The organism is Chromobacterium rhizoryzae, from assembly GCF_020544465.1.
Classification (GTDB): Bacteria; Pseudomonadota; Gammaproteobacteria; order Burkholderiales; family Chromobacteriaceae; genus Chromobacterium.
The window spans coordinates 4,444,936-4,457,954 of record NZ_CP066126.1 but is presented as its reverse complement, the minus strand read 5'-3'; the positions used below and the strand labels follow the sequence as shown (position 1 = coordinate 4,457,954).

At 68.0% G+C, this 13,019-nt stretch carries 9 protein-coding genes; 8 read left to right on the top strand and 1 reads right to left on the bottom strand.

What is annotated here, in order from left to right:
* Positions 1–51: 51 nt before the first annotated feature.
* Both JC616_RS20245 and JC616_RS20240 read left to right on the top strand, forming a co-directional pair.
* Positions 52–1,371 carry an MFS transporter gene (locus tag JC616_RS20245; protein ID WP_227105050.1) on the top strand — a complete coding sequence of 440 codons (1,320 nt, stop codon included), beginning with the start codon at positions 52–54 and terminating at the stop codon, positions 1,369–1,371.
* Between the two features lie 37 nt (positions 1,372–1,408).
* Positions 1,409–2,575 (top strand): glycerate kinase, encoded by a 1,167-nt coding sequence (locus JC616_RS20240; protein ID WP_227105048.1) that lies wholly within the window; start codon positions 1,409–1,411, stop codon positions 2,573–2,575.
* On the opposite strand, the gene JC616_RS20235 is transcribed toward JC616_RS20240, so the two are convergent.
* A complete protein-coding gene (locus JC616_RS20235; protein WP_227105047.1) occupies positions 2,548–3,243 on the bottom strand; it encodes a S4 domain-containing protein in 696 nt (231 codons plus the stop codon). The two genes, JC616_RS20240 and JC616_RS20235, sit on opposite strands and share 28 nt — an antisense overlap.
* A 136-nt stretch (positions 3,244–3,379) precedes the next feature.
* Between JC616_RS20235 and JC616_RS20230 the strand changes: the two genes are divergently transcribed.
* From JC616_RS20230 to JC616_RS20205, 6 genes are all read left to right on the top strand, one after another.
* Positions 3,380–4,096 (top strand): SDR family NAD(P)-dependent oxidoreductase, encoded by a 717-nt coding sequence (locus tag JC616_RS20230; RefSeq protein ID WP_227105045.1) that lies wholly within the window; start codon positions 3,380–3,382, stop codon positions 4,094–4,096.
* A gap of 71 nt (positions 4,097–4,167) precedes the next feature.
* Entirely contained in the window at positions 4,168–7,761 is a 3,594-nt protein-coding gene (gene recB / locus JC616_RS20225; RefSeq protein WP_227105042.1) for an exodeoxyribonuclease V subunit beta, read from the top strand.
* Between the two features lie 114 nt (positions 7,762–7,875).
* Positions 7,876–9,360, top strand: a complete 1,485-nt coding sequence (gene pap, locus JC616_RS20220; RefSeq protein ID WP_227105040.1) for a polyphosphate:AMP phosphotransferase — start codon at positions 7,876–7,878, stop codon at positions 9,358–9,360.
* The gene (locus tag JC616_RS20215) at positions 9,335–10,063 is read left to right on the top strand and encodes a substrate-binding periplasmic protein (RefSeq protein WP_227105038.1); all 729 of its coding nucleotides are present in this window, start codon (positions 9,335–9,337) and stop codon (positions 10,061–10,063) included. Before pap ends, JC616_RS20215 begins: the two co-directional genes overlap by 26 nt.
* A 64-nt stretch (positions 10,064–10,127) precedes the next feature.
* Positions 10,128–11,825, top strand: a complete 1,698-nt coding sequence (gene recD, locus JC616_RS20210; RefSeq protein ID WP_227105036.1) for an exodeoxyribonuclease V subunit alpha — start codon at positions 10,128–10,130, stop codon at positions 11,823–11,825.
* 176 nt (positions 11,826–12,001) lie between these two features.
* Positions 12,002–12,889 (top strand): NUDIX hydrolase, encoded by an 888-nt coding sequence (locus JC616_RS20205; protein ID WP_227105034.1) that lies wholly within the window; start codon positions 12,002–12,004, stop codon positions 12,887–12,889.
* The last annotated feature ends 130 nt before the right edge of the window (positions 12,890–13,019 follow it).

Here is a 13,019-nt window from a genome sequence, read left to right as displayed (position 1 = left end):
ACCAAGGAGACGCGCCGGAGGGAGAGCCCCCCGCGCGCAGAGGAGATGGATGTGAACCCTAGCGATACCCTGAGCGCGCCGCGGCAGGACATTCTGGCCGGCGCTTACAAGAAAGCCGTTTGGCGGCTGATTCCCTTCATTTTCGTTTGTTATCTGTTCAACTATCTGGACCGCGTCAACGTCGGCTTCGCCAAGCTGGAGATGCTGGACGCGCTGGGCTTGAGCGAAACCGTCTACGGCCTGGGCGCCGGCATTTTCTTCATCGGCTATGTGCTGTGCGGCGTGCCCAGCAATCTGATGCTGCACAAGGTGGGCGCGCGGCGCTGGATCGCCTTGCTGATGCTGGTGTGGGGCACGCTGTCCGCTTGTCTGATGTTCGTGTCCACGCCGCAGTCCTTCTACACGCTGCGCTTTTTCACCGGCGTGGCCGAGGCCGGCTTCTTTCCCGGCATCGTGCTGTACTTCACCCGCTGGTTCCCGGCCGACAAGCGCGGCCAGGTGATGGCGCTGTTCATGTCGGCCATCCCGGTGTCCGGCGTGCTGGGCGGGCCGCTGTCCGGCTGGATGCTGCAGCATTTCGCCGCCGGACAAGGCGGTCTGGCCGGCTGGCAGTGGCTGTTCCTGCTGCAAGGCCTGCCCACGGTGTTGCTGGGTCTGGGCGTGTATTTCTATCTGAACGACGGCATCGCCGAGGCGCGCTGGCTGAGCGCGGAAGAGAAAGCGGCGATGCGGCAGGCGCTGATCGACGACGAGGCGCGGCGCTCGGCGCAGCGGCCGGTGGAGCAGTCCTTCGCCAGCGTGCTGCGCAACGTCAATGTGTGGATGTTGGGCGCGATCTATTTCGCCATCCAGATGGGGGTGTACGCGATCAACTTCTGGCTGCCGTCCATCATCAAGGGCCTGGGGTTCCAGAGCGCCGGCGTCATCGGCTGGCTCAGCGCGCTGCCTTATCTGGCCGCCTGCTTCTTCATGGTCTGGGTCGGCCGTTCCGGCGACCGGCGCGGAGAACGCCGCTGGCACGTGGTGCTGCCGCTGCTGATGGGCGTGCTGGGCTTGCTGATGGCGGCCAATAGCGGCGGCGCGGTCTGGCTGTCCATGCTGGGGCTGAGCCTGGCCACCATGGGCGCGCTGGCCGGCCTGTCCATGTTCTGGCCGCTGCCCACCGCCTTTCTCGGCAGCGCGGCCGCCGCCGGCGGGCTGGCCTTGATCAATTCGCTGGGCCAGGTGGCCGGCTTCGTCAGCCCCTTCCTGGTGGGCTGGATCAAGGACCTGACTCACAGCACGGATCCGGCGCTGTACATTCTGTCCGGCGTGATGCTGGCCGGCGCGCTGCTGGTGCTGCGGATTCCGCCGCGGCTGGTCAATCGCTAATATCTTGCCATCGTCGTCTCTTGTGATTGAAAACCGCATGAAAATCGTGATTGCCCCGGACTCCTACAAGGAAAGCCTGAGCGCGCTGCAGGTGGCCCAGGCGATAGAGGACGGCTTCCGCCAGGTGTTTCCCGCCGCCCGCTACCACAAGCTGCCGATGGCGGACGGCGGCGAGGGCACGGTGCAGGCGATGCTGGACGCCCTGGGCGGCCAGTGGCGCGAGGCGTCGGCGCGAGGCCCGCTGGGCGAGACCTTGTCCGCGCGCTACGGGCTGACCGCGGACGGCGTGGCGGTGATAGAAATGGCCGCCGCCAGCGGCCTGGCCTTATTGCCGCCGGAACGGCGCAACCCCTTGCTGACCGGCAGCCACGGCACCGGAGATCTGATCCGCGACGCGCTGGACGCCGGCGCGCGCCGCTTTGTGCTGGGCATAGGCGGCAGCGCCACCAACGACGGCGGCGCCGGCATGTTGCAGGCGCTGGGCGCCAGGCTGCTGGACGCGGACGGAGGCGAGCTGCCGGCCGGCGGCGCGGCCTTGGCGAGCCTGGCGCGGCTGGACCTGTCCGGGCTGGACCCGCGGCTGGCGGCCTGCCGCATCGACGTGGCCTGTGACGTGGATAATCCCCTGACCGGCCCGCGCGGCGCGTCGGCGGTGTTCGGGCCGCAGAAGGGCGCGACGCCGGCGATGGTGGCGGCGCTGGATGCGGCTTTGGCGCATTTCGCGGTCTTGATGGAGGGCGAGTCGGGCGTGGCCGCGGCCGAGGCGGCCGGGGCCGGCGCGGCCGGCGGCATGGGCGCCGCGCTGCTGGCCTGCCTGGGCGGCCGGCTGCGTTCCGGCAGCGCCATCGTCGCCGAGGCCGTCGGCCTGGACGCGGCGTTGGCCGACGCCGATCTGGCGGTGACTGGCGAAGGCCGCATCGATAGCCAGAGCGTGCAAGGCAAGACGCCGATAGGCGTCGCCCGCGTCGCTCGGCGTCATGGGGTGCCGGTGCTGGCGATAGGCGGTTGTCTGGGCGCGGGCAGCGAACTGACCCACGCGCACGGGCTGGACGCGGTGTTCGCCGCGGTCAGCCGGCCGTGCAGCCAGGAACAGGCCTTGGCCGAGGCCGCGGACAATGTCAGCCGCGCCGCGCGCAACGCGGCGGCGGCGCTGGCGCTGGGCATGAAGCTAGGTTCTCAGAAACGCTCGAAGTCCGGCACATAACGCCACTGCCCGGCCGCCAACTGGCCTATCGCCAGCCGGCCAATGCGGATGCAGCGCAGCGCCAGCGGGCTGACGCCCAGGCCGGCGCAGATATCGTCCAGCCAGCGCGCGTCGCGCGCCGCGAGCACCAGGCGCAGTTGTCGGTCGCTCTGGCGCGAGACTTTGAGTTCGCGCGGCTGCTTGCCGCCGGGGCGCAGGCCGCTCTGTCTTTGTTGCAGTTCGGCGGCGGCGGGCGCGGCGTCGACATTGATCAGGAATTCCAGCTGGCAATCGGCCAGCCGCTGCGCCAGCTTGCGGTCCTGGGTCAGCGCCACCAGGCCGTGGGCGCGGTCGGCGACGGCGCCGACACCTTGCAGATGCTGGCGATGGCGCGGCAGCCAGCTCAGCCCGCTGACGTCGCCTGGCATCTGGCTGTCCGGGCCCAGCAGGGACAGCGGCTCGGCGCCGGCCGGCTTGTGCAGCAGCAGGGTGACCGCCGCGTCGCGCTGCGCGTCGGGCCGGCCCAGGAGTTCGACGCGCTGCTGCGGCTCCACCCGGCTGCCCAGCGCGGTGACGACCTGGCCGTCCACTTTCACCAGACCCTGCTCGATGCAGGCGTCGGCTTCGCGCCGCGTGCACAGGCCCAGTTCCACCATGCGTTTTGAAAGTCGGATTGCGGCGTCGCTCATTGTGTCAGGCCTTGAATGCGGGGTTCGGGCGGCGATTATCCCCTTTGCCGGCGTGGCCGACAAATTTGACGAATCAGGTATCCTTCTCGTCTGTCACTGCCGCGGAACCGCCGCGCAGATTCATTTTGGAGACGCCGTGAATATACTGATCATTGGAGCGAGCCGGGGCCTTGGCAAGGCTTTTGTGGAAGGATTGGGGCGGGAGGGCGACCGCGTGATAGGCGTTTCCAGGAGCCGGCCGGAAGACCTGAAGCCGCCGGCCGGCGTTGCGCTGGACTGGATAGAGGCCGATTTGTCCAAGCCGGCGCTGGCCGTGGAGCAAGTGATGAGCGCGCTGCCGGAACGGCTGGACGTGGTGATGTGCAATGTGGGGATCTGGGAGCGGGAGGCGTTTGAGTCCTCCTATGCGTTTTCCCGCTGTTCGGATCTGGAGCTGATGGAAGTGGTCCAGGTCAATATCGCTTCGACGATTCTGCTGCTCAAACATCTGCTGCCGCGGATGTCGGGCGCGGCCAAGCCGCAGCTCATCCTGACGGGGTCGACTTCGGGCCTGCCGCGCAGCGGCCGTCCCGAAGTGGCTTTCGCCGCCAGCAAGTTCGCCTTGAGCGGCATGGCCGACGCGCTGCGGGAGGAGTACCGCGCGCAGCGCCTGGCCGTGACCTGCCTGCAATTGGGCTACCTCAATACAGAGGACGATTTGTCCGTGCCCCGCGAACACGCCGCCGAGCGCGGCGCCGGCCAGCTGATCCCGCTGCACGACGTGGTGAGCCTGACGCGCGCCTTGCTGAATTTGTCCGACGCCTCCTTCGCGCGGGAAATCGTCCTGCCCGCTATCCTGGACGAGCGCTTCTGAATGCGGACAAGCGATGCTGGCCCCGATGACGGGTCGTTTAAATGGCCAAATCGCATTAAAGTGTCGCCATCATGAGCCTGCTTCCCCAAGCGCTGGACGCGCTGAACTGCCCGCTGAGCGGCATCAACCTGATCGAAGCCTCGGCCGGCACCGGCAAAACCTGGACCATTGCGGCCCTGTTCGCCCGGCTATTGCTGGAAGAGCGCGACGGTCAGCCGCCGCCCACCGTCGATCAAGTGCTGGTGGTGACCTATACCAAGGCCGCCACCGCGGAGCTGCGCGAACGGCTGCGCCGGCGCTTGAGCGAGCTGGCGCAGACGCTGGCCGGAGAAGGCGAGGCCGGCGGCGATCCCTTTCTGTCGGCGCTGGCGGCGCGTTTTCCGCCCGGCGCGGCGCGGGAGCAGGCCTCGCAGCGGCTCAAGGCCGCGATCACCGGCTTCGACGCCGCCGCCATCTACACCATCCACGGCTTCTGCCAGCGGGTGCTGACCGACGCCGCCTTTGAAAGCAGCCAGACCTTCGAAGCCGAACTGGTCAGCGACGACGAGGAGCGCTTGATCGAGATCGTCGACGACTTCTGGCGGAGGCGGGTGGTGGACGATCCCTTGCTCGCCCAAGTGCTGGTGGACAACGGCGAAACGCCGGACGGCTGGCTGGCGGACATCCGGCCCTATCTGTCCAAGCCCTATCTGCGCATGCGCGCGCCGCACGTGGCCGGCCTGGAGCGCGCCTTGCTCGCGGTGGAGCGGGGCTGGCGGGCGCTGGCGGCGCGGCCGGAAGGCGCGGCGGAGGCCGCCGATCTGCTGCGCGCCGCCGTCGGCTTCAACGCGCGCAGCTACAGCCCGGCCATTATCGAACGCGCCATCGGCGCCCTGGACGGCCTGCTGGCCACACCGGAGACCACCCCGGTGCTGGACAAGGAGAGCCGCCGCCAGCTGGACAAGCTGCTGCCGGCCTCGCTGGCCAAGGGCATGAAGAAAGGCCACGCCGCGCCGGAGCACCCCTTGTTCGCCTTGACGGAGGCCTGGCTGGGCGCCTGGGACGCTTATATGGAAGAGGTGGCGCTGTCGGTGGCGCAACTCAAGCTGGAACTGATCGCCTGGACCAATGAACAATTGAGCGCGCGCCGCGTGGGGGAGCGCAGCCGCAGTTTCGACGACCTGTTGACCGATCTGGGCGCGGCGCTGGCCGACCCGATCAGCGGTCCGCTGCTGGCGGCCCACGTGGCGCGCAGCTTCCAGGTGGCCTTGATCGACGAATTCCAGGACACGGACCCCATTCAGTATTCCATCTTCCGACATTGCTTCGTCGCGCAGCGGCGGCCGGTCTTCCTGGTGGGGGATCCGAAGCAGGCGATCTACAGTTTCCGCGGCGCCGACATCTTCGCCTACCTGGCGGCGCGTAACGACGCGCAACATCATTACACGCTGGACACCAACCGCCGCTCCGAGGCCCCGCTGGTCAGCACCGTCAACGCGCTGTTCGCGCGGGAACTGCCGTTTCTGATCGAGGGCATCGCCTATCAGCCGGTGGCGGCGCAACCGGCCTCCGGCGGCCGGCTGGACATCGACGACGACAGGCCGCCGTTCTGCTTTCAATGGCTGAGACCGGAGACCGAGGGCAAGGCCGCCAGCGGAGAAGCCGCCGCCGAAGGGGCCGCCGAGGCCTGCGCCGACGAGATCGCGCGTCTGCTGGCGCTGGCCGCGGTCGATCGCGCCGCCATCGTCGCCGGCGAGGCGCGCCGGCCCTTGGCCGGCGGCGACATCGCCGTGCTGGTGTCCACCCATCGTCAGGGAGACCGGGTGCGTCAGTCCTTGGCCGAACGCGGCGTGGCCAGCGTGGCGCTGACCCAGGAGAGCGTGTTCGCCAGCCGCGAGGCCGGCGAGATGCTGGCCTTGCTGCGCGCCTGGGCGGAGCCGGCCAGCGAGGCGCGGCTGCGCGCGGCGCTGGTGACCGAACTGGCCGGGGTCGACGCCGGAGAGTTGCTGGCCCGGGTGGAGGACGAGGCGCGCTGGGAAGCGCAGCTGCAGGCCAACGCCGCCGACCACCTGCTATGGCGGGAGCGCGGCTTCATGGCCGCCTGGCGGCATTTCTTCGCACGGGAACGGGTGGCCGAACGCCTGCTGCCGATGCCGGACGGCGAACGCAGGCTGACCAATCTGTCTCATCTGGCCGAACTGCTTCAGCAAGAGAGCGATCAGCGCCAGGGCATGGCGCCGCTGCTGGGCTGGCTGGAAACGCGGGTGGCGCAGCCGCCGGGCGGAGAGGAGGCGGTGCTGCGGCTGGAGAGCGACGCGGCCCTGGTCAAAATCGTCACCATCCACACCGCCAAGGGCCTGCAATACCCGGTGGCCTTCTGCCCTTTTTTGTGGGGAGGCGCGCTGGAGCGACGCGACGCCGCGTTCTGGCGCTACCACGCTCAGGATCAATCCTGGCTGGCGCCGGACGCCGCGGCCGACGCCGAGGTGAAACTGGCGGCGCGCAGCGAACTGTTGGCGGAGAAACTGCGTCTGCTCTACGTGGCGCTGACCCGGGCGCAATATCGCCAATACCTGTGCTGGGGCTGGGTGCGCGGCATGGAGACGGCGGCGCTGAGCTGGCTGCTGCACGGCCGCGACGCGCGCGCCTTGCCGGAGCTGGAAACGCTGGAACTGGACGACGCCGTGCTCAGGCGCGAGCTGGAGGCGTTCGCGGCGACGGCCAACGCCGCCGCGGCAGGCGCTTGCGCGGTGCTGGAGGAGGACGGCGCGCGGCCGGCCTTGGCCGCGCGGCGCGAAACGGGGCGGGATTATCAGGCTCAAGCGTTCACGCGCCGGCTGGCCGCGCCGTGGCGGGTGGCCAGCTTCACCTCGCTGACCCACGCGCAGGCGGCCGGCAAATGGCAGGAGAGCCCGGACCACGACGCGGGGCAGCCCGCGGCGGCGGCGGAAGCGCCGGAGCCGCCGGCCCTGGATCGTTTCGGTTTTCCGCGCGGGGCCAAGGCCGGCACCTGCCTGCACGAGATTTTTGAAACCATCAGCTTCGGCGTGGACGACGCCGGCCTGCGGCAGGCGGTGGAGCGGGCCTTGGCCAAGCACGGCTTCGCGCCGGAGTGGGCCGACGCCGGCTGCGAGATGGTGGCGGCCACGCTGAACGCGGAACTGGATCCGGGGGTGAGACTGGCCGAGGTGCCGGACGGCAAGCGGCTGGTGGAGATGGAGTTCATGCTGCCGGCGCCCAGGCTGGAGGTGGCTAAGCTGGCCGCCATCCTGTCCGCGCCGGAACACGGCCTGGCTGCGCCCTTGCGCGCGGCGGCGGCGCAACTGGACTTTTCCACCGTGCGCGGTTTTCTCAAGGGTTTCATGGACCTGGTGTTCGAGTCCGACGGGCGCATTTATCTGGTGGACTATAAATCCAACCACCTGGGCGGGCGGCGCGAAGACTATCGCGCCGAGCGGCTGGCGGAATCCATCGCCCAAGAACATTATTATCTGCAATACCTGATTTACTGCGTGGCCCTGCGGCGCTATTTCAGCGCGCGCGGCGTGGACTTCGCCGCCCGCTTCGGCGGCGTGCGTTATCTCTATCTGCGCGGCGTCGGCGCCGACGCTTGCGGGATCTGGAGCGATCAGCCCGCGCCGGCCTTGCTGGAGGCGCTGGACCAATGGTTCGCCGGGCATGCGTAGGAATGCGGAGTGCGCAAGCCGCGGTCATGGGACTAAGCTGAACTATCTGAAGTGGAACGCGGCCGGAAGGGGAGAGTGGCGCCGGGCGCGGGCCGACAATAACAAGGACGCATCATGTTCGAATCCGCCGAAATCGGCCATAGCATCGATAAAAAGACATTCCGGGAAGCCATGCCCAAATTGCGCGAGGCCTTGCTGGACCTGCAATACGATTTGAAGGAGAAAGCCGATTTTCCGGTGCTGATCCTGATTCACGGCTTCGACGGCGCCGGCCGCGGCGAAACCATGAATCTGATCAATGAATGGCTGGACCCGCGCCTGATCGACACCGTGGCCTTCGCCGAAGCCAACGACGACGCCCGCGCCCGGCCCTGGATGTGGCGTTACTGGATGCAGCTGCCGGCCAAGGGCCGCATCGGCATGTTCTTCGGCTCCTATTACTCCGACGCCCTGTTCGACCGGGTGTTCGCCCGCAGCGACCGCGACGCGCTGGACAAGCAGATATTCGACATCCTGCGCTTCGAACGCATGCTGACCATGGACGGCGCGCTGGTGCTGAAGTTCTGGTTCCACTTGACCCGGGAGCAGCAGCACAAGCGGCTCAAGCAGATGGAAAAAGATCCGGCCAGCAGTTGGCGCGTGACCAAGACCGACTGGGAGCATTACGAGCGCTACGACAAGATACGCAAATCCGCCGAGCACATCCTGCGGCTGACCAATACCGCCGCCGCGCCCTGGGTGGTGGTGGACGGCGAGGACGCCAATTACCGCAGCCTGACCGTGGGCAACACCCTGCTCAACGCCATCCGCAACCGGCTGGCGCAGGCGCAGGGGTCGCAGGCCGAATTGATAGACGCGCCGCCGCTGCTGGCGCCGATAGACAACAAGCTGTTGCTGGACACCCTGCAACTGGACCAGCCCATGGACAAGGGCGAATACAAGGCCGAGCTGGAAAAACTGCAAGGCCGGCTGCACCGGCTGACCCGTCACCCGCGCTTCGCCCAGCATTCGCTGGTGCTGGCTTTCGAAGGCAACGACGCCGCCGGCAAGGGCGGCAGCATACGCCGCATCACCCAGGCGCTGGACGCGCGGCGCTACCGGGTGGTGCCCATCGCCGCGCCCACCCAGGAAGAAAAGGCCAAACCCTGGCTGTGGCGCTTCTGGCGCCATATGCCGGGCAAGGGCGGCATCACCATTTTCGACCGCACCTGGTACGGCCGGGTGCTGGTGGAGCGGGTGGAGGGCTTCGCCAAGGAGGCGGACTGGATGCGCGCCTATTACGAAATCAACGATTTCGAGCATCAGCTGAGCGAAAACGGCGCCGTCATCGTCAAGTTCTGGCTGGCCATCAGCAAGGACGAACAGATGGCGCGTTTCAAGGGCCGCGAGGAAACCGGCTTCAAGCGCTTCAAGATCACCGAGGAAGACTGGCGCAACCGCGACAAATGGGACGCCTACAAGCTGGCCGTCAGCGATATGGTGGACCGCACCAGCACCAGCAAGGTGCCGTGGACGCTGGTGGAGGCCAATAATAAATACTATGCCCGCATCAAAATTCTTAAAACCATTTGCGATGCGCTGGAAGCCCGGCTTGCTTGAGCGCGGCGTCCGGCTGATCGCCTTGCTGCTGGCGATGCCGGCCGCGGCCGCGCCCGGCTTGCGCGCCGGCGTGGCCAACGACAGCTTCGGCCCTTTGTACAGCGCCCAGGACGGCGCGCTGGCCACCCAGTACCGCGCCGCGCTGGAGCTGATCGGCCGGCACAGCGGCGTCCGCTTCGAGCTGGAGTACTATCCGTCGTCGCGGCTGCAGCAATTGTTCGAGGTGGGCAAGGTGGACGTGGAAGTGGGCGTCAATCCGTCCTGGCGCGCGCTGTCGCCGGTGGCCGGCTTCTACACCCGGCCCATCGACGTGCAGACGCTGCGGCTGTGCTTCGCCCCCGGCAAGCGGCGCAAGGGCGCGGCGCCGGCCAGCCTCAGCGGCCTGAGTCTGGGTGTGCTGCAGGGGCGCAGCTACCCCGTGCTGGAAGCCGGTTTCGCCAGCGGGCAATTCAAGCGGGTGGAGGCCGCCAGCGAAAGCGATCTGATCAGCGGTCTGCGCCAGGGCAGCATGCAGGCCATCGTCTTGAGCCAGCGTCAGCTGGACTTGCTGCTGAACCGCGCGCCGGAGGCGCAGCCCTGCGCGGCGGGCGACGCCGTGGGCAGCGTGTCGGTGATGCTGCGCCTGCATCCGCAATACCGGCAACTGTTGCCGCAATTGGACAAGGCGATTCAGCAGCTGCAAGATAGCGGCAAATTGCGCTGAAGCGCTTCGAGTCTCCCCATTCCGGCTCCGCGTCGCGGAGCGCAAAGCATCCGGATTCCAAGCCATGTCTGTCCAGCAAGCCCTGTTGCCCGCCGAACTCGCCCACTTGTTCGCCCGTCTCGATCCCGGCGTGGACGAGGCCGCGTTGGCGTTGATCCACGAGCTGGCCAGCGCCAATCAGGCCGGCCACGTCTGCCTGCCGCTGGCGCAGCGTCCGGAGCGCAAGGCCTTGCAGGCCAGCGCGCTGGTCGGCCGCCCCGGCGACTACGCGCCCCTGATCCTGGACGCCGCCGGCCGGCTGTATTTCGCCCGCCACTGGTTCGACGAAGCGCGGCTGGCCGAGCGCCTGGCCGCGTTGGCCGAGCCGGGACCGGCGCCGGACGGCGCGCGCTTGCGCCCTTTGCTGGAGGCTTTGTTCGGCGCGGCGTCCGCGGCGGGTCCGGACCGGCAGAAGCTGGCGGCGGCCCTGGCGGCGCGTCAGCGCCTGATGATCATTTCCGGCGGTCCGGGCACCGGCAAGACCACCACCGTGCTCAAGCTGCTGGCCTTGCTCGCCGGCCTGTCGCCGCGGCCGCTGGTGATGGCGATGGCGGCGCCCACCGGCAAGGCCGCCGCGCGGCTGTCGGAGTCGGTGCGCGGCGCGCGCGCGCGGCTGGACCTGGCCGAGGATACGCTGCGGCAATTGCCGCAGCAGGCGCAGACGCTGCACCGCTTGCTGGGCTTGCGCCCGGGCGCGGCGGCGCCGCGCCATCACGCCGGCAATCCTTTGCCGCTGGACGTGCTGGTGGTGGACGAGGCGTCGATGATAGACCTGTCCTTGATGGCGCGCATGGTGGAGGCCTTGCCGTCGCAGGCGCGGCTGATTCTGCTGGGCGACCGCGATCAACTGGCCTCGGTGGACGCCGGCGCGGTGCTGGGCGATTTGTGCGCCGACATCCATTACCGTCCGGATACTCTGGACTGGCTGCGGGCGAACTGCGGTGAAACCCTGCCGTCGACGCCGGGCGCGGGCGGCAAGCTCACCGATTGCGTGGCGCTGCTGACCCACAGCCATCGTTTCGGCGCCGATTCCGGCATCGGCGAACTGGCGCGGCGGGTGAACGCGGGCGACGGCGTGGGTAGTTGGGCGGTGCTGCAGGACCCGGAGTGGGGCGATGTGGAAGCGGTGCCGGCCTTGGAGGCGGCGGAGGTGCTGGCGCGCTGGCGGCCGTATTGGCGGGCGGTGCGCGCGGACGCGCCGCTGGCCGAGCGGCAGCAGGCTTTCGCCGGCTTCATGCTGCTGGCGGCGGAACGGCGGCAGGTGGAGGCCTTCAATCTGCGCGTGGAGCGGCAACTGGAGGCCGACGGCGACAAGCCGGCCGGCCGCGACTGGTATCCGGGGCGGCCGGTGATGATCAGCGAGAACGATTACGGCCTGGGCCTGTTCAACGGCGACATCGGCTTCACGGTGCAGCGCGAGGCCGGCTTGCGCGTAGCCTTTCCCGGCGACGACGGCGGCTGGCGCGAATTCGCCCCCGGCCGGCTGCCGCAGCACGACACCGTGTACGCGATGACGGTGCACAAAAGCCAGGGGTCCGAGTTCGGCGAGGTCTGTCTGCAGCTGCCGGAAGCGGCGGGGCCCTTGCTAAACCGGGCGCTGGTGTATACCGCGATCACCCGGGCGCGGGAGCGCTTCCTCGTGTCCGGCGCGCAGCCGGTGTGGGAACAGGCGGCCGTCGCGGCGCCGCAGCGTTACTCGGGGCTGGCCGATAAATTGAAATGACAAAGTCGTTAAATTGTCTGGGCGGAGGGTTTGCCGAAGCGGCCGCCGAGACAATTCCGCAACATCCCAACGCAAAATAATCTGTTTATTTGCCGGCTGTTACGCCAGATATAGTCAAAGCCCAAGAAGCATCCTAAGATGCAGCCTTCCCGAAACACATCGCAGCGGAGTCGGCAATGCAAGTGGATGCGGTTCTGGCCTATCTCGACAAGATCACCCGTTTTGATCGTCAGCAATTCACGCCTTTGTATATCGGCAAAGAGCGCTTGGGCTGGGTCAACGCGGCGTGGAAGGAACGCTTGCTGAACAGCGAATCGCAGCTGTTCGAGGAGCAATACCAGAAACTGCATTGCCGTCTCGACGGCAGCTACCGCAGCATCAGCCACGCGCTGGCGCAGGCGGCGCGGCGCTGGCAGCAAGCCGGCTGGCTCAATGGCTGGCGCAATGAAAACTTCACCGCTTTCCGTCACGACGGCTCCCCTTATTTCGAACTGGAACGCGCCGCTTTCCGCCCGCTGGGCCTGACCAGCCGCGCCGTGCACCTGAACGGGCTGACCCGTTTGCCGTCCGGCGAAGTGCGGATGTGGGTGGGGCGCCGCAGCCCGCACAAGGCGGTGGACCCCAATCGCATGGACAACCTGGTCGGCGGCGGCGTCGCCGCCGGCGAAACCATAGAACTGGCGCTGGAGCGCGAGGGGTGGGAAGAAGCCGGCGTGCGCCGCGAGCAGGTGCGGGATTTGCCGCAATCCAGCTTGCTGCTGGCCGAGCGCCCGGTGCAGCGCGGCCTGCACCGCGAATGGATTTACGCTTTCGATCTGTGGCTGGACGCGGGGGAGACGCCCTGTAACCAGGACGGCGAGGTGGCCGAGCACATCCTGACGCCGTTCGCCGAAGTGGAACGCCTGCTGTTGGAAGAGCGCTTCATGATAGACGCGGCCTTGGTCGCCAGCGATTGTCTGGCGCGCCACGGCTACTGGGGAGAGCACACCCCGACGATAGACGCCGCCTTGGCGCGCATCCGCCACCCTCAGCGCAGCGATGTGCACGCCTTGACCTCCTGCTGATTCCCTTGCCGCGCCGGGACGCTCTTCACTGTGGCCGGCGCGGCTCTCCTGCTATTGTTCTATCCGTTTATATTACATCTGCGTGAATTAATTCAGGAATCTTTGCCTGATGCCACCGGTAATGGGTAGA

Excerpts from the sequence above, each read along its gene's own strand:
- JC616_RS20240 (WP_227105048.1), top strand. The coding sequence starts at position 1,409 with ATGAAAATCGTGATTGCCCCGGACTCCTACAAGGAAAGCCTGAGCGCG.
- JC616_RS20235 (WP_227105047.1), bottom strand. The coding sequence starts at position 3,243 with ATGAGCGACGCCGCAATCCGACTTTCAAAACGCATGGTGGAACTGGGC.
- recB (WP_227105042.1), top strand. The coding sequence starts at position 4,168 with ATGAGCCTGCTTCCCCAAGCGCTGGACGCGCTGAACTGCCCGCTGAGC.
- pap (WP_227105040.1), top strand. The coding sequence starts at position 7,876 with ATGTTCGAATCCGCCGAAATCGGCCATAGCATCGATAAAAAGACATTC.
- JC616_RS20215 (WP_227105038.1), top strand. The coding sequence starts at position 9,335 with ATGCGCTGGAAGCCCGGCTTGCTTGAGCGCGGCGTCCGGCTGATCGCC.
- recD (WP_227105036.1), top strand. The coding sequence starts at position 10,128 with ATGTCTGTCCAGCAAGCCCTGTTGCCCGCCGAACTCGCCCACTTGTTC.
- JC616_RS20205 (WP_227105034.1), top strand. The coding sequence starts at position 12,002 with ATGCAAGTGGATGCGGTTCTGGCCTATCTCGACAAGATCACCCGTTTT.